At 72.5% G+C, this 23563-nt stretch carries 18 protein-coding genes and 2 pseudogenes; 12 read left to right on the forward strand and 8 right to left on the reverse strand.

All coding sequences use genetic code 11. The features are described from left to right. Positions 1-240 precede the first annotated feature (240 nt). Together UWG_RS0100005 and UWG_RS33480 are read left to right on the forward strand one after the other, a co-directional pair. Positions 241-1062 carry a hypothetical protein gene (locus UWG_RS0100005; protein WP_016905151.1) on the forward strand — a complete coding sequence of 274 codons (822 nt, stop codon included), beginning with the start codon at positions 241-243 and terminating at the stop codon, positions 1060-1062. Beyond that, positions 1002-2075, forward strand: a complete 1074-nt coding sequence (locus UWG_RS33480; protein WP_016905152.1) for a hypothetical protein — start codon at positions 1002-1004, stop codon at positions 2073-2075. The genes UWG_RS0100005 and UWG_RS33480 overlap by 61 nt, the downstream gene beginning before the upstream one ends. Before the next feature lie 116 nt (positions 2076-2191). Here UWG_RS33480 and UWG_RS0100015 read toward each other — a convergent pair whose 3' ends face one another. From UWG_RS0100015 to UWG_RS0100035, 5 genes are all read right to left on the reverse strand, one after another. Beyond that, positions 2192-4009 (reverse strand): IucA/IucC family protein, encoded by a 1818-nt coding sequence (locus UWG_RS0100015; protein ID WP_016905153.1) that lies wholly within the window; start codon positions 4007-4009, stop codon positions 2192-2194. Further along, positions 4006-4581, reverse strand: coding sequence for a GNAT family N-acetyltransferase (locus tag UWG_RS0100020; protein ID WP_016905154.1), 576 nt, complete (start codon positions 4579-4581; stop codon positions 4006-4008). Before UWG_RS0100020 ends, UWG_RS0100015 begins: the two co-directional genes overlap by 4 nt. Next, on the reverse strand, positions 4578-5951 hold the full coding sequence (locus tag UWG_RS0100025) for a lysine N(6)-hydroxylase/L-ornithine N(5)-oxygenase family protein (protein ID WP_016905155.1): 1374 nt from the start codon (positions 5949-5951) through the stop codon (positions 4578-4580). Before UWG_RS0100025 ends, UWG_RS0100020 begins: the two co-directional genes overlap by 4 nt. Before the next feature lie 27 nt (positions 5952-5978). Then, positions 5979-7502 (reverse strand): pyridoxal phosphate-dependent decarboxylase family protein, encoded by a 1524-nt coding sequence (locus UWG_RS0100030; RefSeq protein WP_016905156.1) that lies wholly within the window; start codon positions 7500-7502, stop codon positions 5979-5981. A 259-nt stretch (positions 7503-7761) separates the two neighbouring features. Then, positions 7762-9063 carry a DUF1015 family protein gene (locus tag UWG_RS0100035; RefSeq protein WP_016905157.1) on the reverse strand — a complete coding sequence of 434 codons (1302 nt, stop codon included), beginning with the start codon at positions 9061-9063 and terminating at the stop codon, positions 7762-7764. Positions 9064-9167: 104 nt separating this feature from the next. On the opposite strand from UWG_RS0100035, the gene UWG_RS0100040 reads away from it, so the two are divergent. After that, on the forward strand, positions 9168-10238 hold the full coding sequence (locus UWG_RS0100040; RefSeq protein WP_016905158.1) for an HAD hydrolase-like protein: 1071 nt from the start codon (positions 9168-9170) through the stop codon (positions 10236-10238). A 44-nt stretch (positions 10239-10282) separates the two neighbouring features. Here UWG_RS0100040 and UWG_RS0100045 read toward each other — a convergent pair whose 3' ends face one another. Next, on the reverse strand, positions 10283-11176 hold the full coding sequence (locus UWG_RS0100045; protein ID WP_016905159.1) for a siderophore-interacting protein: 894 nt from the start codon (positions 11174-11176) through the stop codon (positions 10283-10285). Between the two features lie 384 nt (positions 11177-11560). Between UWG_RS0100045 and UWG_RS0100050 the strand changes: the two genes are divergently transcribed. The 5 genes and pseudogenes from UWG_RS0100050 to UWG_RS0100070 form a co-directional block, all read left to right on the forward strand. Then, positions 11561-11869, forward strand: coding sequence for a hypothetical protein (locus UWG_RS0100050; RefSeq protein ID WP_016905160.1), 309 nt, complete (start codon positions 11561-11563; stop codon positions 11867-11869). 3 nt (positions 11870-11872) lie between these two features. Continuing rightward, the gene (locus tag UWG_RS0100055) at positions 11873-12679 is read left to right on the forward strand and encodes a TlyA family RNA methyltransferase (RefSeq protein ID WP_016905161.1); all 807 of its coding nucleotides are present in this window, start codon (positions 11873-11875) and stop codon (positions 12677-12679) included. After that, positions 12676-13596: an NAD kinase gene (locus UWG_RS0100060; protein ID WP_016905162.1), complete on the forward strand. Its 921-nt coding sequence runs from the start codon at positions 12676-12678 to the stop codon at positions 13594-13596. The genes UWG_RS0100055 and UWG_RS0100060 overlap by 4 nt, the downstream gene beginning before the upstream one ends. 114 nt (positions 13597-13710) lie before the next feature. After that, a complete protein-coding gene (gene recN, locus UWG_RS0100065) occupies positions 13711-15453 on the forward strand; it encodes a DNA repair protein RecN (RefSeq protein WP_016905163.1) in 1743 nt (580 codons plus the stop codon). A gap of 92 nt (positions 15454-15545) precedes the next feature. Beyond that, a pseudogene (locus UWG_RS0100070) lies at positions 15546-15788 on the forward strand (hypothetical protein); the annotation flags it as partial. Between the two features lie 189 nt (positions 15789-15977). On the opposite strand, the gene UWG_RS0100075 reads toward UWG_RS0100070, so the two are convergent. Continuing rightward, entirely contained in the window at positions 15978-17027 is a 1050-nt protein-coding gene (locus UWG_RS0100075; RefSeq protein ID WP_016905165.1) for a LacI family DNA-binding transcriptional regulator, read from the reverse strand. 108 nt (positions 17028-17135) lie between these two features. Between UWG_RS0100075 and UWG_RS0100080 the strand changes: the two genes are divergently transcribed. Next, positions 17136-18113, forward strand: a complete 978-nt coding sequence (locus tag UWG_RS0100080) for a glycoside hydrolase family 16 protein (RefSeq protein WP_016905166.1) — start codon at positions 17136-17138, stop codon at positions 18111-18113. A gap of 206 nt (positions 18114-18319) precedes the next feature. On the opposite strand, the gene UWG_RS0100085 is transcribed toward UWG_RS0100080, so the two are convergent. Then, on the reverse strand, positions 18320-20131 hold the full coding sequence (locus tag UWG_RS0100085; protein WP_029391043.1) for a glycoside hydrolase family 15 protein: 1812 nt from the start codon (positions 20129-20131) through the stop codon (positions 18320-18322). A 574-nt stretch (positions 20132-20705) separates the two neighbouring features. On the opposite strand from UWG_RS0100085, the gene UWG_RS0100090 reads away from it, so the two are divergent. From UWG_RS0100090 to UWG_RS0100100, 3 genes and pseudogenes are all read left to right on the forward strand, one after another. Next, positions 20706-22400 (forward strand): CTP synthase, encoded by a 1695-nt coding sequence (locus UWG_RS0100090; RefSeq protein ID WP_016905168.1) that lies wholly within the window; start codon positions 20706-20708, stop codon positions 22398-22400. Between the two features lie 3 nt (positions 22401-22403). After that, entirely contained in the window at positions 22404-23030 is a 627-nt protein-coding gene (locus UWG_RS0100095; protein ID WP_016905169.1) for an NUDIX domain-containing protein, read from the forward strand. A gap of 197 nt (positions 23031-23227) precedes the next feature. Further along, positions 23228-23563 (forward strand): annotated as a pseudogene (locus tag UWG_RS0100100) (hypothetical protein); the annotation flags it as partial.

Consider the following 23563-nt stretch of genomic DNA (forward strand, 5'->3'; position numbering starts at 1 on the left):
ATTAGTGAGGCCCCTGGCCCCCAGCGTTCAGACGCTGAGGGCCAGGGGCCTTTTTTGTTTTTGTTGGTCCGCGCCGTCCGCTGCGGTTTATGTACGGAAGGCGCCGTACCGCGTGCTGCGTGAGAATGAATGTGCAGCAGCCGCAGACAGGAGTCACCTCGATGTCCACCAACTCGCCGGAGGATCGGCCGCAGCGTCGTTCGGATCAGTCCGGGTACGAGCGCGGCGAGGACCGCCCGCGTGGCGGCCCTCGCCGTGAGGAGCAGAGGCGGGGGAGAGACGGCGGTCGCGGGGGGTACCAGCCGGGCGGCGGACGCAACGACCGCCGGGACGGGCCGCGTTGGCGTGGTGGTTCCGGGGACGACGAGCGGGGCCGTGGCTTCCGCCGTGAGGACCGGCGGAGCGAGGAACGGCCGGAGCGGCGTGACCGCGGTACGTACGGTGAGCGGGACAGGGGCCAGGGTCGCGGTGGCTCCGGAGGCCGGGACGGTGATCGGCGTCGCGAGGGGCGTCCGGATCGTCGGGACGACCGCGACCGCGGACGTGGGGAGAGGTCCTACGGGCGGGACGAGCGTGGGGGACGGCGTCCCTATGGGCAGCGGGACGAACGCGGGGACGGCCGCGGTCGTCGGGACGACGGGCGGGGAGCGCGTCGGGACGACCGCGCTGGCGGGCGCGATGGAGAACGGGGCCGTGGCCGGCGGTTCGATGAGGAACGGGGTCGCGGTGGGCGTCCTGGGGACGACCGTGGGCGCGGTGGAAGCCGGTTCCGGGATGACAGGGGGCGCGGCGGAGACGATCGGGGACGTGGCGGGGGCCGCTTCCGGGACGATCGCGGTCGTGATGGTGGTCGGTTCCGGGACGACCGCGGACGTGGCGGGGGCCGCTTCCGGGACGACCGGGGCGGGCGCTCGGGGGAGCGTCGTGGCGGTGGTCGGTTCGGGGAGGATCGGCGGGATCGTGGGCAGGGGGCCCGGCATGAGCGGGAGCCTGTGCGGAGGATGCCGATTCCCGAGGACGTCAGCATCGAGGAGTTGGATCGGGATGTCAGGCAGGAGCTGATGAGCCTGCCGAAGACTCTCGCCGAGGATGTCGGGCGGAATCTGGTGATGGTTGCGCGGCTGCTCGACGAGGAGCCCGAACTCGCCTACAAGCACGCCAAGATCGCGTTGCGGCTCGCTTCGAGGGTGCCGTCCGTGCGGGAGGCGGCAGGGTTCGCGGCGTATGCGGTGCAGAAGTACGCCGAGGCGTTGGCCGAGTTCCGGGCTGCTCGACGTATGACGGGACTCCAGCACCTCTGGCCCGTGATGGCAGACTGCGAACGCGGACTGGGGCGTCCGGAGAAGGCGCTGGCGATGGCCGGTGAGCCCGAGGTGAAGCAGCTGGACAAGGCGGGGCAGGTGGAGATGCGCCTCGTCGCTGCGGGGGCCCGGCGTGACCTGGGGCAGCCCGAGGCAGCGGTGGTGACGTTGCAGAGTCAGGAGCTGGCGTCGCACTCCACTCAGCCGTGGGCCGCCAGGTTGCGGTACGCGTATGCGGACGCGCTGCTGGAGGTCGGCAGGGAGGACGAGGCCCGGGAGTGGTTCGCCAAGACGGTCGAGTCCGACCAGAACGGGGTGACCGACGCCTCGGACCGCCTCGCTGAGCTCGACGGGGTGGAGTTCGTGGACGCGCTCGACCCCGAGGCCGAGGAGGGAGCCGACGCCGAGCCGGGCGACGAGGTCCGCACGTCGAGCCGGGAGCAGCGGGCCGAGGCTTTGCGGCAGGTGCACGGAGACTCGCCCCGGACCACTGCCAACTCCTCCGCGGAACAGGCGGAGTCGGACTCCTCCGACGGTGGGTCCGAGCGGGACGTCGATGCGGAGAACGAGCTCGGCGGCGCCGACGCCCGGGAGGGTGGCGAACGAGCGGCCCCGGGGACGGAGAGCAGCGGCGGGCCGGAGGCCGAGGACGGCTCGGGTGCGGTGAATGACAGCGCGGGTCCCGGGGGCGGACGGAGTGGTGGCCTTGGTTCCGGGGACGGTGCGGTGAGCGGTGTGGAGAGTTCCCAGGACGGTGGGGAGAGCCGGGACTGACGGCGGTTCGGTCGCCTGGTTCAGGCGGTGAAAAGGAGGACGGCCCCGGGCTCGGTCGAGCTCGGGGCCGTTTCTTGTGGGAAGGACTGCTCGGTGTCGGGGCCGTGGAGCAGCGGTCAGGGGCGGAAGCGGGCGAGGGGGTTCCGGAGGTTGCCGACCAGCTGGAGTGCGCCCGAGGGGTCCTGGAGGTCGACCATCTCGCGGTTGTTGCGGAGTTGGAGGCGGTTGAGGCAGGAGAGCGCGAACTCGTCGGTGAAGAGGTCGTAGCGGCGGAAGCGTTCGGCGAGGTGGGGGTTGGACTTCTGGTAGTCGCGGATGCACTCGGCGACCGTCGACCAGAAGGTGTCCTCGTCGAGTACGCCTTCGGAGGCGAGGATGCCGTTGAGGAACCGGAAGAAGCAGTCGAAGATGTCGGTCTGGAGCGAGAGGACCTTCATGTCCTCCGGGACGTCGGCCGCCCGGATGCGCTCGACCTCGGGCGGGAGTACGGCGTCCTCGCTCATCACCGCGATCTCCTCGGCGAGGTCCTTGAAGATCGCCCGCTGCGGTGCGCCCTGTTCGTCGAGGACGAGGATCACATTCTCGCCGTGCGGCATGAAGACGAGGTCGTACGCGTAGAAGGCGTGGAGGAGCGGGGTGAGGTAGGCGTCGAGGTAGCGGCGGAACCAGGCGGCGGCGGGGAGGCCACTGCGGGCGATGAGGGCGCCGGCGTAGGAGTCGCCGGCGTGGTCGGTGTGGAGGAGCGACGCCATGGTCGCGAGGCGCTCGCCCGGTCCGAGGAGCGGTACGGGGCTCTCGCGCCACAGGGCTGCGAGCATCTTGAGGTACGGGGAGCCCTTCGGGGCCGCCGCCTCGTACGGCGCCGGGTGGTAGCCGACGGTTGCGCACTCGCGGAGGACGGCGAGGCCGGTGTCGCGGAGGACGTCGTCCTCGGCGACGAGGTCGGCGAGCCAGTCGTTGATGGCCGGGGTCGCCTCCATGTAGGAGGCCGAAAGACCGCGCAGGAAGCCCATGTTGAGGACGGAGAGCGCCGTCTTGATGTAGTGCTTCTTCGGGTTGCTGGCGTTGAAGAAGGTGCGTATCGACTGCTGCGCCAGGTGGTCGTCGTCGCCGTGGCCGAGGCAGACGAGGTGGCGCTGGGCCACCTCGGCGGCGAACGTCACGGTGAGCTTGTTCCACCACTGCCAGGGGTGGACGGGGATGAGGTAGTAGTCGTCGAGGTCGAGGCCGAGTTCCCGCATCGTGGCGGAGAAGCGGCGGAGGGTGGCGCCGGAGAGCTCGCTGAGGACGAGCTTGTCGTAGCTGAGGTCGGTGGAGGTGTGGAAGTCCGCGCGGTCGCGGTGCGCGGCGAGCCAGAGGAGGCGGACGGGCTCGCCGGCCTCGGGCGCGTAGGCGCGGTACTCGGCGAGGTCGAAGCCGAGCCGGCCGTTGTTGGCGACGAAGCAGGGGTGGCCCTCGGTCATTCCGGACTCGACGGACTGGAAGTCGGCGGCGGCGAGTTCCGCGGCGGTGGTCTCGGGCTTGGTGAGCTTGAACGCGGTGCCGGCGAGGGTGCTGCTGATCTCCTCGAGGTAGACGGGGAGTATCTCTGTGCCGAGGCCGAGGGCGCCGCGCATCTCGGTGATGAACTCCAGGGCGTCCAGGTAGAGTTCGGCTCCGTCGCGGTGGCGGGTGACGGAGTCGGCGTCGATCTGCCAGTGGTCGAGGGCGGCGAGGCGGGCGGTGAAGCGGTACTCGGTGGCGCCGTCGTCGCTGCGGACGGCGTACTGGTGCGGTCCGTCGCCGGGGGCCAACCGCTGCTCGGGGCTGAGGAGGCGCTCGTGCGAGAACTCGGCGAGCGCCTTGCGTATCAGGAGGCGGTTGGCGCGGGCCCAGCGCTCGGGGGTGAGGTGGGCCGCTGCCTGCTGCGGGTCGTCGGTGCGGGGGGTGGTCATGCTGAAGTCACTCCTGTGGCGGCCTCGAATCGGGCGCGGGTGCAGATGCTGAGCAGAGCCTGCTTCTCCGGCTTGGTGATCTCCTCGATCTCCTCGAACCCGACGGCCCTGTTGAGCGCGTGCACGGCGGTGTTGCGGACGTCGGGTTCGACGACGACGCGCTGCACGCGCGCGTCGGAGAAGAGCCACGCCATCACGGTGGTGATGACCGCGAGGGTGAAGCCGTGGAGCGGGGTGCCGGTCGGTGCGCAGAGGAAGTGCATCCCGGCGTCGCCGCTGCGGTGCGGGTAGAGGCCGGCGAGTTCGATCCGCGAGGGGTCGTACCGCTCGGTGAGGAAGGCGGGCTCGCCGCGGTGGAGGCCGAGGAGGGCCTCCATGTGCGGCGAGGCGGCGACTTTGCCGAACTCCGCGGCGACGTCGTCGAGTCGGGCCTCCTGCATGAGCCAGAAGGCCGACTTGGGGTGCGTGAGCCAGGAGTGCAGCAGGGGCGCGTCGGCTTCCGGAGCGACCGGTCGCAGAGCGAACTCGCCCAACTGCGGGTCTTCGTGGCGGAATCGGATGTTGTCTGTCATCGGCCGACTGCTCCCTCGGGGTCTGCTGTGTAGGTGCCCGGTGTGCCGGGGGCGCCGAACTCCTGTGTGGCGATGCGACGTTCGACGGGGTAGTACTCGCGGCCGAGGATGTCGCGGATGATGCAGGAGTTGCGGTACGCGGCCATGCCGAGGTCGGGGGAGACGAAGCCGTGGGTGTGCAGCTCCGCGTTCTGCACGTAGAGGGCGCCGTGTGGCTGCTGCGGGGTGTCGATGCGGTACTCGCGGCGCACGGCGAACCGGCCCTGGGGGTCGCGGTCGATGCGGTGCTGGACGGGGGCGAGGAACTCCGGCTCGCGGTACCGGTATCCGGTGGCGAGGACGAGGCCCTCCGTGGTGTGGGTGAACTCCTCCTGCTGCTCCTCCTGGCGCAGCGCGAGGGTGTACCTGCCGGTGGTCTCGTCCCGACTCGCGTCGGTGAGCGCGGTGTTGGTGAGGAGCCTCGTGGGGGTGCGGCCGCGTCTGTTCTTGCGGTAGAGGAGGTCGAAGATGTCGTCGATCAGGTCGCCGTTGATGCCCTTGTAGAGGTTCTTCTGGCCGGCGACCAGGGCGTCCCTGGTCGCCTCGGGCAGCGCGTGGAAGTAGTCGGCGTACTCGGGGGAGGTCATCTCCAGCGTGAGCTTGGTGTACTCCAGCGGGAAGAACCTCGGGGAGCGGGTGATCCAGGTGAGCTCGTACGTGTCGTCGGCGCACTCCTGGAGCAGGTCGTAGTAGATCTCGGCGGCGCTCTGCCCGCTGCCGACGATCGTGACGCTCTTCTTGGCGCGCAGCTCCTCCCGGTGCTCCAGGTACCGGGAGTTGTGCACGGCGTCGCCGCCGAGGTCGCGGCAGTGCTCGGGGACGTACGGCGGGGTGCCGGTGCCGAGGACGAGGCGGCGGGCGCGGTAGGTGCGGCTGCCGCCCGAGGAGAGCTCGACGTGGAGCGTGTACGCTGACTCCTCCTCGCTCCAGGCGACTTCGGTGACCCGATGGCCGAAGCGGACGGAACTCAGCCTGTTCGCCGCCCAGTTGCAGTAGTCGCTGAACTCCGAGCGCAGCGGGTAGAAGCTCTCGCGGATGTAGAACGGGTACAGTCGGCCGTGCTCCTTGAGGTAGTTGAGGAAGGAGTACGGCGAGGTCGGGTCCGCCAGGGTGACGAGGTCGGAGAGGAAGGGCGTCTGGAGGGTGCTGTCGTCGAGCAGCATCCCCGGGTGCCAGCAGAAGTCGTCGCGCTCGTCGAGGAAGAGTCCGTCCAGCTCCTCGACGGGTTCGGTGAGGCAGGCCAGCCCGAGGTTGAAGGGGCCGAGGCCGACAGCGACGAAGTCGTGGATCGCGGCGTCGTCCTGCGCCGTGCGGGGGTGCGGGGTGGGCACGTGAACTCCGGGGGATCGGGGGGCGGTTCAGCAGGCGGTGGCGCTCAGGGCGTGCGCGTGGTCGTCGACGTGGCGCTGGGCGTGGCCGGCGATCAGGTCGAGGACGGCGGCGATGTCCTCGAGCGTCGTCTCCGGGTTGAGGAGCGTGAATTTCAGCCAGTGCCGGCCGTCGACGACGGTCCCCGCGACGATCGCGTCGCCCGAGGCGAAGAGGGCCTCCCGTGCGTGGAGGTTGGCGTGGTCGACGTCATCGGCGTCCATCAGCGGGTCGGAGTCCGGCACCCAGCGGAAGACGAGGGTGGAGAGCTGCGGCTTCGTCACGAGCTCGAACCGCGGGTCGGCGGCGAGCAGTCGGCCGGCCTCGGCGGCGCGGTCGACGACCTCGTCGAAGAGTTCGCCGACGCCGTCCGGGCCCATGACGCGCAGCGTCAGCCAGAGCTTGAGGGCGTCGAACCTGCGGGTCGTCTGGAGCGATTTGTCGACCTGGTTGGGGATGCGGCGGTGCGCGCTGTGCTCGGGGTTGAGGTAGTCGGCGTGGTAGGTCGCGTGCCGCAGGGTGGCGCGGTCCCGGACGAGGACGGCCGACGAACTCACCGGCTGGAAGAAGGACTTGTGGTAGTCGACGGTGACCGAGTCGGCACGTGAGATGCCGTCGAGCATGCCGCGCCGGCGGGAGACGAGCAGCCCGCAGCCGTAGGCGGCGTCGACGTGGAGCCAGGTGCCGTACTGCGCGCAGAGGTCGGCGATGCGGGGGAGCGGATCGATGCTGCCGAAGTCCGTCGTGCCTGCCGTGGCGACGACCGCCATCACCGTCGCACCCTCGGCGGCGCAGCGCTCCAACTCGGCCGCGAGGGCGGCAGGGCGCATCCGCCGGTCGTCGTCGCAGGGGACGGGGACGACGGCCCCGTGCGGGAGGCCGAGGAGTTTCGCGGACTTCTCCACGCTGAAGTGGCTGCACTCCGAGGTGAGGATGCGGAGCCCGGGCAGGAGGTCGGCGGTGCTCGGTGCGGTCCCGCCCTCGGCGCCCGCGGCCTCGGCGCGTTTCCGGGCGAGGAGGACGGCCTCTTCGCGGGCGAGGAGCAGCGCCTGGAGGTTCGACTGCGAGCCGCCGCTGGTGAAGACGCCGTCGGCGGCGTCGCCGAGGCCGAGGCGCTGCGCGGTCCAGTCGATGAGCCGCTGCTCGATCAGCGTGCCGCCGGCGCTCTGGTCCCATGTGTCGAGGGAGGAGTTGACGGCGCTGAGCACGGCCTCGCCGAGCACCGCCGGAATGACGACGGGGCAGTTGAGGTGGGCGAGGTAGCGGGGGTGGTGGAAGTAGACGGCGTCCCTGAGGTAGACGTCCTCGAGTTCGTCGAGCGCGGCGGCCGTGTCGCCCAGTGGGTTCTCGAGGTCGGGTGCCGAGACGGTCGGGGCGAGCGCGTCCGGCGTGACGCCCGTGAACGGGCGCTTGGTGCCGGCGAGTCTGCCGGCGATCCGCTCGACGCCGTCCGTGACACGGCGCCGGTAGTTCTCTGCCGTCCGGTCGTTGAGCAGGTGTGACCTGCTGCTCATGAACTGTCCTCCTGACGCGGGACGTGGGAACCGCTCGGCTGGGCGGTGAGGTAAGGCTAGCCTAATCACTCGGCTCCGCTGCCTCGCAAGGCCGCCCTGCGGCAGCGGCGCACGTCACAGGCGATGCCGGTTTAGCGGCCAACCTCGCGCTGTGCGGCGGCCGTTGGGCGGCCGATCCGGTCGGTGCCCACCGTGCCGGACCGGTGCGCGGCTGGGCGGTCGGTGCCGTTGTGAGCGATCTCCCACGGAGGTACGGGAGTTACGAAGGGGAGGACCCCTCGGTGCCCGTCTCGTCGAGGGTGCGCAGGACCAGCCCCGTGGCCGGCTTGGGGCCGAACGACGTCGACTTCCTCGGCATGGTGACGCCCTGCTCGGCGAGTTCGCGGACCGTCGACTCGGGAACGGGACGCATGAGGACCGCCGTCCCGCCCCAGGAGGCGGCCTTGGCGACAGCCGCCGAGGTGTTGTGCAGGTACTCGATCGTGCCGGGGGCGTCCTGGACGTGCCAGACGGAGTCGAGGAGCGCCGAGTGGAGCACCGTCGCGTCGAGGGAGCGCCATGCCTCGGGACGGTCGGTGCGCACGGTGCGTGCCAGGAGCCGGGGTTCCGGGGCGTCGAGGAGGTGGAAGGTCTCGCCGTCCTCCGTGAGCAGGTAGGCGTTGCCCGGTGTCTCGCGGAGCGTGTGGGCCGCCTGCGGCAGCGGGGCGTGCAGCGCGCGTACCCGGAAGTGCGGTGCGGCGAGGGCGAGGGCCCGGTGCAGGGGCAGCCGGGGCAGGACGCGGTGGATCGCCTGGACTTGGAGCGGGTAGCGGTCGGTGTCGACGAGGAGGACGAGGCCCGAGTCCCAGGGGGAACGCTCCCCTGGGCCGGCGGGCGCGTGCGCCTCACGGAGGCGCAGGTACGTCGCCCAGCGGTGGTGGCCGTCGGCGATGAGCGCCGTCCGGTGGGCGAGATCCGCTGCGACCTCGGCGAGTTCGGCCGGGTCCGTCACCGCCCACAGGCGGTGTTCGGTGCCGTCCTCCGTGGTGGTGGCGAGGAGGGGCGTGCCGTGCACGGCGCGGTCGATCACCGCTGCCGCGCCCGTCGCTTCGGCGGCTCCCCGGTAGGAGAGGAGGAGCGGCTCGGGGTTGGCGGCGATCGCCTCCATCAGCGCCGCGCGGTCGGCGACGACCTCGTCTATGACCTCCTCGTGGGGGAGCACGACGCCTTCGCTGCGCGGCAGTTGCAGGGCGCCGACGAGGCCGCGCTGGAGCGCCGAGCGCGTGCGCTGCTCGTAGACGTAGAGCGCGGGGCGCGCGTCCCGGCGCAGCACGCCGCTCTCGCGCCACTCGTTCAGCGTGCGCGCGGCCTTGGCGTGGTGGGCGGCGGGAGAGCCGTCGGGGCCGTGCGGGAGGATGAGGCGGACGATGTTGTACGGATCGGCCGTCTCCAGATGGTGCAGGCCGTCGGGCCGTACGACGACGTCGTACGGGGGAGAGGTGACCGCGGCGAGGCTGCCGACCCGGTCCGCGGCGTAACGCAACCCGCGGAACGGGGTGAGTCTGAGTCCTTCTGCGGCCATCGGTGCATGCTATGCCTCTCCCGGCAAGCAGGGAAAACCGGTGCACCGCAGCCCGTGCAGCCGCGCGGGCGGGGCACACGAGCACGTTCAAGGAGCAGACGACGATGGTGAGTTCGCAGGCAGCGAAGGGCGCCGAGCCGCCCGCGGACCGTACGGAGCCGAGTGAGCAGGCGCTCGGGAGCGTCCACGACACGGCGCTCCTCGACCTCGACGGCGTCGTCTACACCGGCGGGGAGGCCGTGCCGCACGCCGTCCGCTCGCTGGAGGCGGCGCGCGCCGAGGGGATGGCCATGGCGTACGTGACCAACAACGCCGCGCGCCCCCGGGAGACGGTCGCCGAGCACCTCACCGGACTCGGTGTCCCCGCCGAGCCGTCGGACGTCATCACCTCGGCGCAGGCGGTCGCGCGGTTGGTCGCGGAGCAGGTCCCCGAAGGCGCACGGGTGCTGTGCATCGGCGGCGAGGGCCTCGGCCTGGCGCTGCGCGAACGCGGGCTCACGCCCGTCGAGTCGGCCGACGACGAGCCGGCCGCGGTCGTCCAGGGGTACGGCGGGTCGACGATGGAGTGGGGCAGGCTCATCGAGGCGTCGCTCGCGGTGGGCCGCGGTGTGCCGTGGTTCGCGTCCAACACCGACCTCACCCTCCCGGGCAGCCGGGGCATCTCGCCGGGCAACGGCGCGGCCGTCGAGGTCGTGCGGATCGCGACCCGGTGGATGCGCACGCCGCCCGAGCCGCAGGTGGCGGGGAAGCCGCTGCCGCCGATGCACCGGGAGACGATCCTGCGGACGGGTGCCCAACGGCCGCTGGTCGTCGGCGACCGGCTCGACACCGACATCGAGGGGGCGTACGCCGGCGGGGTCCCTTCGCTGCTCGTCCTCACGGGCGTGACGGACGGCGCGCAGCTCCTCGCCGCGCCCCCCGCGCACCGCCCGACGTACGTCGCGGCCGATCTGCGCGGGCTGCTGGAGCCGCACCCCCGGGTCGATGTCGAGGAGGAAGGCGCCGGGACGTGCGGCGGTTGGCGCGCCCGCCTCGCCGGCGACGAGCTGGCGCTGGAGGGCGAGGGCGAGCCGATCGACGGGCTCCGTGCGCTGTGCGCCGCCGCGTGGAGCGCGGCGGGCGCGGGCAGTTGCGGTGCCGATGCGGCGAGGGCGCTCGGACGGCTGGGCATGTAGCGGCGTCCCCTGCCCCGTACGGGGGACGCCGGTGGTGATGAACGTCAGGCGGTGGCGGGCGCGTTGGCGGTCGCCTCGGCGAGGAGCTGCTCCTCGCTGGTGCCGAGCCGCCAGTACCCGGTGAACTTCACGGCGCGCCTGTCGACCCCGCGCTCGCGTACGAGGTGCCTGCGGAGCGCCTTGACGGTGCCGGCCTCGCCCGCGATCCACGCGTAGGGCGTACCGGACGGGAGGCTCGCCTCCCGCACGGCGGCGACGGCGGCCTCGGTGCGGTGGCGCTCCTCGCCGTCGCGCACGAGCCAGGTGATCTCGGCGTCGGCCGAGGTGAGCAGGGGCTGCCGGTCCTCGGGGTGCGGGACCTCGAGGAAGACCCGGGCCGGGGTGCCGGCCGGAAGGGACTCGAGGATCGACGCGATCGCCGGCAGCGCCGTCTCGTCGCCGCTGAGCAGGACCCAGTCGGTGGCGGACGGGGGACGGAAGTCGACGCCGCCGTTGTCCTCGACGACGGGCGCCAGCAGCGTGACGGGGTCGCCGAGGGAGGCGTTGTGCGCCCACTGCGAGGCGGGGCCGCCGCCGGGGGCGGGACCCTCGTGGAGGGCGAAGTCGACGTCGAGTTCGTCGGCCGGGTGCTGCGGCGTGCGCCGGAGCGCGCGGACGGTGTACGTGCGCATGAGGGCGCGGACGTTCGGGTCCATGGCGCGCCAGTCGGTGAACCAGTTGTCGGACGCGGTGGGCACGACGGGGGCCCGCTGGCCGGGGTGGGGCAGGAAGAGCTTGAAGCGCTGGTCCTTTCCGCCCGAGACGAGCCGGCCCAACTGTGCGCCGCCGAAGGTGAGGCGCACCATGCTGGCGCCGATCCGCTGTTTCCGCACGACCTCGAGTTCGAAGAACTCGAACGGCACCGCCGGAGCCGGGGCTTCGGTCGCCGAGACTGTCATGCGTTTCCTCCTTGCGGCGTGCGGCGCGGCGGGCCGTCGGCACCGAGAGGCCGCGCCTCTGTGTGCGAGCGGTCCGCTGTCGCGCCGGACTGCGGGTGCGGGAGGTGCGATCACCAACCCGTGGTTAGGTTAACCTAACCAAACCGTTTCTTGTCCAGAGGCTCAGGCCCCGGTTGTCGCCGTACGCCTGTGGCGCTGCTCACGCCGGCGGGCGGCTGCCTCCCAACGGGCCGCGACGGAGGGCGAGTCGGCGCCGTCCGCCGGGCGCCGCGGGGCAAGTCGCCGCTCCCGTACGGCCCTTCGCGCGCGAGCCCGGTTCCGGCGCGCGGTCGGACGCACCGCCGCACCGCTGCGGCGCGGCGGCGACCGGGTAGCGTCGGGGCCATGAGCGAGCTGACACCCGGCGCGTCCCCCGCGGCGCAGGGAGCGGAGCCGGAAGCGCCGGGCGGACCGGAGGCGGAGCAGGCGGACCAGGGGCCGGGCGCCGAGCCCGGAGAGGCGGCGGACGAGGGGCCGCGGCCGCTCGGCGTCACCGTCACGCCGACCGGGCAAGGGTCCGTCGACGCGCGGTTGGCGCGGCTGGCGGACGCGGACCACCTCGCCGTCTCCGGCCATCTCGAGGTGTACGAGGATGTTCACAGCGGCCTGCGCGAGACGCTCGCCGCCCTCGACCGACCCACCCCTCGGAGCTGACCCGTGGCACGACGCCGACTCGACGCGGAACTGGTGCGCCGCCGGCTCGCGCGCTCGCGCGAGCACGCAAGCCAACTCATCGCCGCTGGACGGGTCACCGTCGGCGGCAACCCCGCCGCGAAGCCGGCCACCCAGGTCGAGACGAGCGCGCCCCTCGTCGTCGCCGAGGACTCGGACGACCCGCAGTACGTCTCGCGCGGCGGCCACAAACTCGCGGGCGCGCTCGACGCGTTCGCCCCGCTCGGTCTGCGCGTCGACGGGCGCAGGGCGCTCGACGCCGGCGCCTCCACGGGCGGTTTCACCGACGTGCTGCTGCGGGCCGGCGCCGAGAGCGTCGTCGCCGTCGACGTCGGCTACGGGCAGCTCGCCTGGTCCCTGCGGAGCGATGCCAGAGTCACCGTCAAGGACCGTACGAACGTACGGGAGTTGACGTCCGAGGCGCTCGACGGCCGCCCGGCCGACGTCGTGGTGGGGGACCTCTCCTTCATTCCGCTGGGGCTCGTCCTGCCTGCGCTGGTACGGTGCGCGGCACCCGGTGCCGATCTCGTCCTCATGGTGAAGCCGCAGTTCGAGGTGGGGAGGGAGCGGCTCGGCAGCGGCGGTGTCGTGCGCAGCGCGCAGTTGCGCGCCGAGGCGGTGCGGACCGTCGCGGGGCAGGCGGCCGAGCAGGGGCTCGGGGTGCTCGGGATCGCCGCCAGTCCGCTGCCGGGGCCTTCGGGCAACGTCGAATACTTCCTGTGGCTGCGCGCCGGGGCGCCCGCTCTCGACCCGGCGGACGTCGAGCGAGCGGTGGCGGAGGGGCCCAAGTGACAGCGAGTACCGAGGCAGGCGACCGGACGGTCTTCCTGCTCGCGCACACCGGGCGGGCCGCCGCCGTGCGCAGCGCCGAACTGGTCGTCCAGGGCCTGTTGCGCAGCGGCCTCGGGGTGCGGCTCCTCGGCGAGGAGGCGGTGGACCTGCCGCTTCCGCGCGAGGTCGAGACGGTCGAGGCGAAGCCGGACGCGGCCGAGGGGTGCGAACTCCTCGTCGTGCTCGGCGGCGACGGGACGCTGCTGCGCGGCGCGGAGTTCGCCAGGGCCTCGGGGGTGCCGATGCTCGGCGTCAACCTCGGCCGCGTCGGCTTCCTCGCCGAGGCGGAGCGCGACGACCTCGACCAGGTCGTCGAGCGCGTGGCGCACCGCTCCTACGAGGTGGAGGAGCGGATGACGATCGACGTCCTCGTACGCAGCGAGGGCCGCGCCGTGCACACCGACTGGGCGCTCAACGAGGCGTCCGTCGAGAAGGCGGCGCGCGAGCGGGTGCTGGAGCTCGTCACCGAGGTCGACGACCGCCCCGTCTCCGCCTTCGGCGGGGACGGCGTCGTCTGCGCCACCCCGACGGGTTCGACCGCGTACGCCTTCTCCGCCGGCGGCCCCGTGGTGTGGCCCGAGGTGGAGGCGCTCCTGCTGGTGCCGATCAGCGCGCACGCGCTCTTCGCCAAGCCGCTCGTCACCTCGCCCGAGTCGGTCCTCGCCGTGGAGGTGCAGCCGCAGACGCCGCACGGGGTGCTCTGGTGCGACGGCCGGCGCAGCGTCGAGCTGCCGCCCGGCGCACGGGTCGAGGTGCGCCGCGGGGCCGTGCCGGTGCGGCTGGCGCGGCTCCACCACGCCTCCTTCACCGACCGGCTCGTCGCCAAGTTCGCGCTGCCGGTCGCCGGGTGGCGTGGGGCGCCGCGGGGGGACGGCTGAGCGGCGCCGGGTCGCCGTGGAGGGTGATCCGGCCGTCCTTTTCGTACGGATTCCTCCGTTGTTGTGCCGGTGCTCGGGCAGGGCTGGGGTAGGGGGCGCCCCCCGGAACCTCGTATGGTCGTATCCGTGTTGGAGGAGATGCGGATCAGAGCCCTGGGCGTGATCGACGACGCCGCACTCACCCTGTCCCCCGGCTTCACCGCGGTGACGGGGGAGACGGGTGCGGGCAAGACGATGGTCGTCACCAGCCTCGGGTTGTTGCTCGGCGGGCGTGCCGACGCCGCGCTGGTGCGGGTCGGGGCGAAGGCCGCGGTGGTCGAGGGGCGTGTCGCGCTGCCGCCCGACGCGCCGGCGGCGCGGCGGGCCGAGGAGGCCGGCGCCGAACTCGACGACGGAGAGCTGCTGCTGAGCCGTACGGTCTCGGCCGAGGGGCGCTCGCGGGCGCACGTCGGCGGGCGCTCGGTCCCGGTCGGTCTCCTCGCCGAGCTCAAGGACGACCTCGTCGCCGTCCACGGGCAGACCGACCAGCAGGGCCTGCTGCGCCCCGCCAGGCAGCGCGAGGCGCTCGACCGGTACGCGGGCGAGGCCGTCTCCGGGCTTCTCTCCGAGTACGGCGACCTCTACCGCAGACTCCGCAGCGTCAATGACGAGTTGACGGAGATCACCACTCGCGTGAGGGAGCGCGCCCAGGAGGCGGACATGCTCCGCTTCGGCGTGGACGAGATCTCCGCAGCCGAGCCGCAGGCCGGCGAGGACACCGAACTCGCCGCCGAGGCGGAGCGCCTGGGTCACGCCGAGGCGCTCGCGGAGGCCGCGGCGACGGCGCACGGTGCACTCGCGGGCGACCCGGCCGAGCCGGAGGGCCTGGACGCCAACACGCTCGTCGCCGGTGCCCAGCGTGCGCTCGACGGCGCGCGGGCGCACGACCCCGCGCTCGCCGCGCTCGCCGACCGGCTCGGCGAGGTCTCCGTCCTCCTCGGCGACGTGGCGGGCGAACTCGCCGGCTACGCCGACGATCTCGACGCCGACCCGCTCCGCCTCGCCGCCGTGGAGGAACGCCGCGCCACCCTCGCCGGACTCACCCGCAAGTACGGCGAGGACATCACCGCCGTACTCGCCTGGGCAGAGGAGAGTTCGGCACGCCTCGCCGAACTGGAAGGGGACGACGACCGGATCGGCGAACTCACCGCCGAACGCGACCGGCTGCGCGCCGAACTCGGCGTGCTCGCCCACCGGTTGACCCAAGCACGCCAGGAGGCCGCGGAGCGGTTCGCCGACGCCGTCACGGCGGAGCTCGCCGAACTCGCCATGCCGCACGCGCAGGTGACGTTCGGACTCCGGCAGACGGACGACTCCGAGGGCCTGGAGGTCGAGGACCGCACCCTCGCTTACGGCCCGCACGGCACCGACGAGGTGGAGCTCCTCCTCGCGCCCCACCCGGGCGCGCACCCGCGCCCCATCGCGAAGGGCGCCTCGGGCGGCGAGCTGTCGCGGGTGATGCTCGCCGTCGAGGTCGTCTTCGCCGGCGCCGACCCCGTGCCCACCTACCTCTTCGACGAGGTCGACGCGGGGGTCGGCGGCAGGGCCGCGGTGGAGGTAGGCAGGCGACTGGCGAAGTTGGCCGAGTCGGCCCAGGTCGTGGTCGTGACGCACCTGCCGCAGGTGGCGGCCTTCGCCGACCGGCACCTCGTCGTCGTCAAGACCGACGACGGCTCCGTCACGCGCAGCGGCGTGCAGGTGATGGAGGGCGAGGAGCGGGTGCGCGAACTCTCCCGGATGCTCGCGGGACAGGACGACTCCGAACTTGCCCGCGCCCATGCGGAGGAGCTCCTCGACGCCGCGCGTGCGGGGGGCTGAGCGCGCGGGGGCGGCCCTGGCCGGCGCTCGCCGTGCCGGGGGCGCCGGTGGATTCGGTGCCGCCGTCTGCGGAATGCTTCGGCGGCCGGGGAGTCACCGGACACGGCAGGCCCACGGGACCGGAGCGACCCGCCGCCCGTCAGGCCGAGGTCGTCGACGTCCTGGCGGCGCAGGCGACCGCCCTCGGCCTGAGCGGCTGCACCCACTTCGCGCTGCGCGACGCCGACAGCACGCGGCCCGGACTCTTCCACCGCTTCGGGCCCACCACCGACGACTACACGCCCAAGCCGGCGTTCGAGACACTGCGCACCCTCGTCGAGCGGTACGGCGTCTGACGGCCGTGCCCATGCCGGCGACGCCGGTCGGCGCTCTTCGAGCGGCGCCGGTTCGCGGAGATCCGGCGGACGAACCCCACGTGCCTCGCCCGGCACGAAGCCCGAGCGACAAGCCGGTCCGCCGCCTCCGGACCGGACACCTGGCGGGCCTGACCCGCCCGTACCCAGCCCCGAGCGAGCCGCCACGGCTCAGCTCGACCCCCGCACGATCAGCCGCGCCTCCGTCACCACCGGCGCCGGAGGGGCATCGCCGGCCTCCAAGTCGAGCTTGCGCAGCAGCAGTTCGGCCATCATGCTGCCCATCCTCTCGACGTCCTGTCGTACCGTCGTCAGCGTCGGCTCCGACCAGGCGGCGGGCTCCAGGTCGTCGTAGCCGACCACCGCGACGTCCTCGGGTACGCGCAGGCCCCGCCGATGGAGGGTGCGCAGGGCGCCCGACGCCATCAGGTCGGAGCCGGCGAAGACCGCGTCGATCTCCGGGTCCGCGTCGAGGAGTTCGGCCATGGCGGCCTCCCCGCCCTCGGCCGTGAAGGCGCCGTGTGCGACGAGGGGAGTCGCCTGCCGGGGTGCGCCGTCGGACTCGGCGAGCGCGTCGTGGTAGCCGTCGAGCCGGTCCTGCGCGGAGGTCTGGTCGAGCGGCCCGGTGATCACGGCGATACGGCGGCGCCCTCGGGCACGCAGGTGGGCGACGGCCTGGCGGGCGCCGCCGCGGTTGTCGGTGTCGACGTAGAGGAGCCCGCTCTCCGTCTCCGCGCCGGGCCAGCCGGGGCGGCCGCCGAAGACGGTGGGGAGGCCGGACTCGCGGACCATCGCGGCGAGCGGATCGGCGCCGTGGAGCGAGAACATCAGCGCGCCGTCCACGTGTCCGGCCGAGAGGTAGCGGCCGATCCGCTCGTAGTCCTTCGGCTGCTCGATCAGGACGAGCAGCAACTGCATGTCCCGCTGGCGGAGTTCACGGCTGATGCCGCGGAGCTGCTGCGCGAAGAACGGGTCGGAGAAGACGCGTGTCTCCGGTTCCGCGATGACGACGGCGACGGCGCCCGTCCGCCGGGTGACGAGGCTGCGGGCCGCGATGTTCGGTACGTAGCCGAGGAGTTCGACGGAGCGGCGCACCTGCTCGCGCAGCTCCTCGCGTACGCCGCGCCCGCCGTTCACCACGCGGGAGACCGTGGCGCGGGAGACTCCCGCATGTGCGGCCACGGCCTCGAGCGTGGGTCTGGGATCGCGGTCACCGTGCACGTTCGACTCCTCTTCCTCCGCGGGCTCTTGACGCTACCCCCAGAACTCGGCACTGTGCATGCCCAACAAGTGAGAGCGCTCTCACGCCCCCCACAACGAGGAGCGCACATGGACAGGCAGACGCGGTCGACCCCCGCCCCGGAGGCCCGCCGCAAGAAGCGGCGCACCCTGCTCTCCGCAGCCGCCGTGCTCGCGGCGCTCGGCGCCTTCGCCCTTCCGACGGCGCAGGCCGAGGAGCCCGTACGGTCGGCAGCAGCCGACCCCGGCGCCCTGGAGGAGGTCTGGTCGACCGACTTCGAGGGAGAGGCGGGCAGCCTCCCCGACTCGGCCGACTGGATCATCGACACCGGCACCGGCTACGACGGCGGCCCGCCCAACTGGGGCACGGGCGAGGTGCAGACGTACACCGACGCCCCGGAGAACGTCCAACTCGACGGCGAGGGACACCTGAAGATCACCGCCCTCAAGGACGGCGACACCTGGACCTCCGGCCGCATCGAGACGCAGCGCACCGACTTCGAGGCCCCCGAGGACGGCGTCCTGCGGATCTCCGCCGACATCCGGATGCCCGACGTCACCGGTGACGCGGCGCTCGGCTACTGGCCCGCTTTCTGGACGCTGGGAGACGAGTACCGCGGCAACTACTGGAACTGGCCCGGTGTCGGCGAGTTCGACATCATGGAGAACGTCAACGGCATCAACTCCGTCTGGGGCGTGCTGCACTGCGGCGAGGACCCGGGCGGGCCCTGCAACGAGACGGAGGGCCTCGGCAACTCCACCGAGTGCGTCGGCAGCCCGTGCCAGGGCAACTTCCACGAGTACGCCCTCGAAGTCGACCGCGGCGCGGGCGAGTTGCGCTGGTACGTCGACGGCGAGCAGTTCCACTCGGTCACCGCCGCGCAGATCGGTGAGGAGACCTGGGAGAACGCCACGGGCCACGGCCACTTCGTCCTGCTCAACCTGGCGATGGGCGGCGCCTTCCCCGACGGCGTCGAAGGCTCCCCCACGCCCACCGACGCGACGGAGCCGGGACACTCCATGCTCGTCGACCGCGTCACCGTGGAGACCGGCGGAGGGGACGCCTGACGCCCAGCCGCGGGAACCTCCTCCGCCCGGCGCCGCGCTCGCCCTCGCGGGCCGTCGCGCCGCCGGGCCTCCGGACCGACGGACTCCGGAGGCGATCACCCCTCCGCTGACCCCGTTCCGGCCGAACGCACCGGCGGCCGGCCTCCCTTCGGGGACGCCGGCCGCCGACTCGTCGCCGTCCGCGGCGAGTCGGGGTCCCGGCCGGCTCAGACGCCGTACGCGCCCGAGGTCGTCAGCCGCAGCGCCGAGTCGATCATGGGGACGTGGCTGAACGCCTGCGGGAAGTTGCCGACTTGGCGCTGGTTTCCCGAGTCCCACTCCTCGGCGAGGAGGCCGAGGTCGTTGCGGAGGGCGAGGAGCTTCTCGAAGAGTTTCCTCGCCTCCTCGACGCGGCCGATCATGGCGAGGTCGTCGGCGAGCCAGAAGGAGCAGGCGAGGAAGGCGCCCTCCTCGCCCTCGAGGCCGTCGATGTTCTCCTCGTCGCCGCTGGTGGGGTAGCGCATCACGAAGCCGTCGGGCGTGGACAGTTCGCGCTGGACCGCCTCGACGGTGCCGATGACGCGCTTGTCGTCCGGCGGCAGGAAGCCCATCTGCGGGATGAGGAGCAGCGAGGCGTCGAGTTCCTCGGAGCCGTAGTACTGCGTGAAGGTGTTGCGCTGGCGGTCGTAGCCCTTGGTGCAGACGTCGCGGTGGATGCGCTCGCGGAGTTCCTTCCACCGTTCCAACGGGCCGTCGACGCCGTCCGATTCGATGAGCTTGACGGTGCGGTCGACGGCCGTCCACGCCATGACCTTGGAGTGGACGAAGTGCCGCCGGGGGCCGCGGACCTCCCAGATGCCCTCGTCGGGCTCGTCCCAGTGCTCCTCCAGGTAGCGGATGAGCTTGAGTTGGAGGATCTGCGCGTAGTCGTTGCGGGCGAGCCCCGTCTTGTGGGCGAGGTAGAGGGCCTCGGTGACCTCGCCGTAGACGTCGAGCTGGAGCTGGCCTGCCGCGCCGTTGCCGACGCGCACGGGCGTGGAGTTCTCGTAGCCGGGCAGCCAGCTCAACTCGGCCTCGCCGAGCTCGCGTTCGCCGGCGATGCCGTACATGATCTGCAGGTTCTCCGGGTCCCCGGCGACGGCCCGCAGCAGCCACTCCCGCCAGGCGCGGGCCTCCTCGACGTAGCCGGTGCGCAGCAGCGAGGAGAGGGTGATCGCCGCGTCCCGGAGCCAGGTGAAGCGGTAGTCCCAGTTGCGGCTGCCGCCGATCGCCTCGGGCAGCGAGGTGGTGGGAGCCGCGACGATGCCGCCCGTCGGCGCGTAGGTGAGCGCCTTGAGCGTGATCAGCGAGCGGACGACGGCCTCGCGGTAGGGGCCGTGGTAGGTGCAGTGGCCGACCCAGTCGCTCCAGAAGTCCTCGGTGATCTGGAGGGCCTCGGCGGCGTCGGTGACCGGCGGGGGCTCGCGGTGCGAAGCCTGCCAGCTCAGTGCCATCGCGATCCGGTCGCCCGGCTGGACGGTGAAGTCCGAGTAGGTGGTGAGGTCCTCGCCGTAGGTGTCGACGTCCGCGTCGAGCCAGACCGAGTCGGGCCCTGCGACGGCGACGGTCCGGCCGTCGACCTTGTGGACCCAGGGGACGACCCAGCCGTAGGAGAAACGCATCCGCAGCGTGGAGCGCATCGGCACCCGGCCGCTGACGCCCTCGATGATCCGGACGAGCTGCGGTGCGTGGTTGCCGCGGGGCGGCATGAAGTCGGTGACCCGGACGGTGCCGCGCGGGGTGTCCCACTCGGACTCCAGGATGAGGGACTCGCCGCGGTAGCGGCGGCGGGTCGCAGGGGGTGGACTGCTGCCGGTGGGGTGTGCGGGGCCCAGCCGCCAGAAGCCGTGCTCCTCGGTGCCGAGCAGGCCCGCGAAGATGGCATGGGAGTCGAACCGCGGCAGGCAGAGCCAATCGGCGCTGCCGTCCCGGCCGACCAGAGCTGCCGTCTGCATGTCCCCGATGAGTGCGTAGTCCTCGATGCGCCCAGCCACGTGCATCTCCAGTCGAACCGCGCCGCGCATGCCGCGGGCGCTACTGCCACATTGCCAGCGATGAACCCGGAGATTCCGGGCACTCGAAATGTTCCAGATAATGGGAAACGTGCTGCCCGTCTGCGCGAGCGTCCGAGCAATATACGACGCAGAGAAGTGATCCGCGCAGCAGTCCCGGCACTCGGATCGAACCGGTCACCAGGCGAAGGAGTGCCGCTACCATGCCGCTCACCTGCTGCAACCTCTTCGTCACCCAGTGACCGCGGAAGATCGGCCTCTCCCACTCCGAACGGTCCGACCGATGGGCCGCCGCACGGGCTGCGTGACGCAGCGGTGAACCGGCGCTGTTACGCTGGTAGCCCGTGGACCGGTGGGCACGATCCCGTTCCGAAGAAGCCCCGGCGGCGGCGAATCCCCTCGACTCGCACCACGTCGACAGGCACAAGGGACGAGTTCGCCCCGTGCGGCGCCCGTCGCAACGGCCAGCCCCCCGAACCGCAGCGATGCCGCACCCCTTCGCCCCGGCGCCGAGGTGCAGGTGCGCACTCCACCACGCGACCACGGGAGCTCCCTCTTGGCCATGCCGCCCCATTCCTCGAAGTCCTCGACGACCAAGCACCTCTTCGTCACCGGGGGTGTGGCCTCCTCGCTCGGCAAGGGGCTGACCGCCTCCAGCCTCGGCGCCCTCCTCAAGGCACGCGGCCTGCGGGTCACCATGCAGAAGCTCGACCCTTATCTCAACGTCGACCCCGGAACGATGAACCCGTTCCAGCACGGAGAGGTCTTCGTCACCAACGACGGCGCCGAGACCGACCTCGACATCGGCCACTACGAGCGCTTCCTCGACGTCGACCTCGACGGCTCCGCGAACGTCACGACCGGGCAGGTCTACTCCTCGGTGATCGCCAAGGAGCGCAGGGGCGAGTACCTCGGCGACACCGTGCAGGTCATCCCGCACATCACCAACGAGATCAAGAACCGCATCCGCCGCATGGCCACCGAGGACGTCGACGTGGTCATCACCGAGGTCGGCGGCACCGTCGGGGACATCGAGTCGCTGCCCTTCCTCGAGGCGGTCCGGCAGGTGCGGCACGAGGTCGGGCGGGACAACGTCCTCGTCGTCCACATCTCGCTGCTTCCGTACATCGGCCCCTCCGGCGAGTTGAAGACCAAGCCGACGCAGCATTCGGTCGCCGCGCTGCGCAACATCGGTGTGCAACCCGACGCGATCGTGCTCCGCGCCGATCGGGACGTGCCGCTCTCGATCAAGCGCAAGATCTCGCTCATGTGCGACGTCGACGACGCCGCGGTGGTCGCGTGCAAGGACGCCAAGTCGATCTACGACATCCCCAAGGTCCTCCACGGCGAGGGGCTCGACGCCTACGTCGTGCGCAAGCTCAACCTCCCCTTCAGGGACGTCGACTGGACCGAGTGGGACGACCTGCTCCGCCGCGTCCACCAGCCCGACCACGAGGTCCGGGTCGCACTCGTCGGCAAGTACGTCGACCTGCCCGACGCCTACCTCTCGGTCACCGAGGCGCTGCGCGCCGGCGGCTTCGCCAACCGGGCCCGCGTGAAGATCAAGTGGGTCACCTCCGACGACTGCCGCACCCCGGCCGGCGCGGAGAGGGAGCTCTCCGACTGCGACGCGGTCTGCGTCCCCGGCGGCTTCGGCGACCGCGGCGTCGAGGGCAAGGTCGGTGCGATCACCTACGCGCGCGAGAACGGCATCCCGCTCCTCGGCCTCTGCCTCGGCCTCCAGTGCATCGTGATCGAGGCGGCCCGCAACCTCGCGGGCATCGAGGGAGCCGACTCCACCGAGTTCGACCGCGGGGCCGCACACCCGGTGATCTCCACCATGGAGGAGCAGCTCGACATCGTGGCGGGCGAGGGCGACATGGGCGGCACCATGCGGCTCGGCCTCTACCCGGCGAAGCTCGCCGAGGGCTCGATCGTCCGCGAGGTCCACGGCGGCGAGCCGTACGTGGAGGAGCGCCACCGCCACCGCTACGAGGTGAACAACTCCTACCGCACCGAGTTGGAGAAGAAGGCGGGGCTCCTCTTCTCCGGGACCTCGCCCGACAACAAGCTCGTCGAGTACGTCGAGTACCCGCGCGAGGTGCACCCGTACCTCGTCGCGACGCAGGCGCACCCGGAGCTCAAGTCCCGCCCCACGCGCCCGCATCCGCTCTTCGCCGGCCTCGTCCGGGCCGCCGTCGCGCGGCAGCTCGCCGCCGAGGAGACCCCCGAGCCGGCGACCGCCGGGGAGGTCTGAGGCGTGGCGATCACCGACAGCCCGCAGTCGTGGGACGTCACGGCCTCCGAGACGCCGTTCCAGGGCGCGAAGACCGGGGTGCGCAGCGAGCGGGTCGTCATGCCCGACGGGACCACGGCCCGCCGGGATTACCAGGTGCACCCCGGCTCCGTCGCGATCCTCGCGCTCGACGACGAGGAGCGCGTCCTCGTCCTCAAGCAGTACCGCCACCCGGTGCGCGAGAAGCTCTGGGAGGTCCCGGCCGGCCTCCTCGACGTCGAGGGCGAGCATCCGCTGAGTGCCGCGCAGCGCGAGTTGTACGAGGAGGCACACGTCAAGGCGGAGGACTGGCGCGTCCTCGTCGACGTCTACCCCACCCCGGGAGGCAGCGACGAGGCGGTGCGCATCTTCCTCGCACGCCGGCTCTCCGTCGCGAACGGCGAGCGGTTCGAGGTCTCCGAGGAGGAGGCCGAGATGGAGCAGGCCAGGGTCTCCCTCGCCGAGGTGGTACGGGGCGCGCTCGCCGGCGAGCTCCACAACAACGCGCTGGTGGTGGGCGTCCTCGCGCTCCACGCCGCGCTGACCGGCTACGGCCTCGACACCCTGCGTCCGGCCGAAGCGGAGTGGCCCGCGCGCCCGTTCGGCGCCTGACCCGAGCCGCGCCGCACGCGTCGGCGGTCCCCCTCGCGAGGGAGAGGGGGACCGGGCCGCTGTGCTGATCCGGGCATCCGGGGCGTTGCGCCCGCGGCAGGGCCTGGCCCGCGGTGCCGAGTGAACTACGCTCTGTGGCGTTCCCGCTGGTTGTGGCGGGGCCCCAACGCAGGCGCAGGCGGACGGGAGGCGTGACCGTGGCGGATCGGACGGAGCACCCCTGCGGTCCGCGCGGTCTCCTCGGGCGCGGACGCGAACTCGCAGCCCTCCGGGCCGACCTCGGCCGCGCAGGGCTCCACACCCTCGCCGGCCGTCCCGCACCGTACGCCCGCGTCCTGCTCGTCGCGGGGCGCCCCGGCTCCGGACGGACGGCGCTCGCCGAGGAGTTCGCGTCCCGCGTGGCCTCCGCGTACCCGGGCGGCGTCCTGCGTACCGGTCTCACGGGGCCGCGCGGCACCGCGCTCCCCGCGGGCGACGCGGCCCGCCGCCTCCTGGCAGCGGCAGGCGCGCCCCCGCCGCCGGCCCCCGCCGAC

The organism is Streptomyces xiaopingdaonensis, assembly GCF_000262345.1.
Lineage (GTDB): Bacteria > Actinomycetota > Actinomycetes > Streptomycetales > Streptomycetaceae > Streptomyces > Streptomyces xiaopingdaonensis.

Excerpts from the sequence above, each read along its gene's own strand:
- UWG_RS0100020 (WP_016905154.1), bottom strand. The coding sequence starts at position 4,581 with ATGACAGACAACATCCGATTCCGCCACGAAGACCCGCAGTTGGGCGAG.
- UWG_RS0100050 (WP_016905160.1), top strand. The coding sequence starts at position 11,561 with ATGAGCGAGCTGACACCCGGCGCGTCCCCCGCGGCGCAGGGAGCGGAG.
- UWG_RS0100030 (WP_016905156.1), bottom strand. The coding sequence starts at position 7,502 with ATGAGCAGCAGGTCACACCTGCTCAACGACCGGACGGCAGAGAACTAC.
- UWG_RS33480 (WP_016905152.1), top strand. The coding sequence starts at position 1,002 with ATGCCGATTCCCGAGGACGTCAGCATCGAGGAGTTGGATCGGGATGTC.
- UWG_RS0100015 (WP_016905153.1), bottom strand. The coding sequence starts at position 4,009 with ATGACCACCCCCCGCACCGACGACCCGCAGCAGGCAGCGGCCCACCTC.
- UWG_RS0100035 (WP_016905157.1), bottom strand. The coding sequence starts at position 9,063 with ATGGCCGCAGAAGGACTCAGACTCACCCCGTTCCGCGGGTTGCGTTAC.
- UWG_RS0100040 (WP_016905158.1), top strand. The coding sequence starts at position 9,168 with ATGGTGAGTTCGCAGGCAGCGAAGGGCGCCGAGCCGCCCGCGGACCGT.
- recN (WP_016905163.1), top strand. The coding sequence starts at position 13,711 with ATGGTCGTATCCGTGTTGGAGGAGATGCGGATCAGAGCCCTGGGCGTG.
- UWG_RS0100080 (WP_016905166.1), top strand. The coding sequence starts at position 17,136 with ATGGACAGGCAGACGCGGTCGACCCCCGCCCCGGAGGCCCGCCGCAAG.
- UWG_RS0100085 (WP_029391043.1), bottom strand. The coding sequence starts at position 20,131 with ATGCACGTGGCTGGGCGCATCGAGGACTACGCACTCATCGGGGACATG.
- UWG_RS0100045 (WP_016905159.1), bottom strand. The coding sequence starts at position 11,176 with ATGACAGTCTCGGCGACCGAAGCCCCGGCTCCGGCGGTGCCGTTCGAG.
- UWG_RS0100090 (WP_016905168.1), top strand. The coding sequence starts at position 20,706 with ATGCCGCCCCATTCCTCGAAGTCCTCGACGACCAAGCACCTCTTCGTC.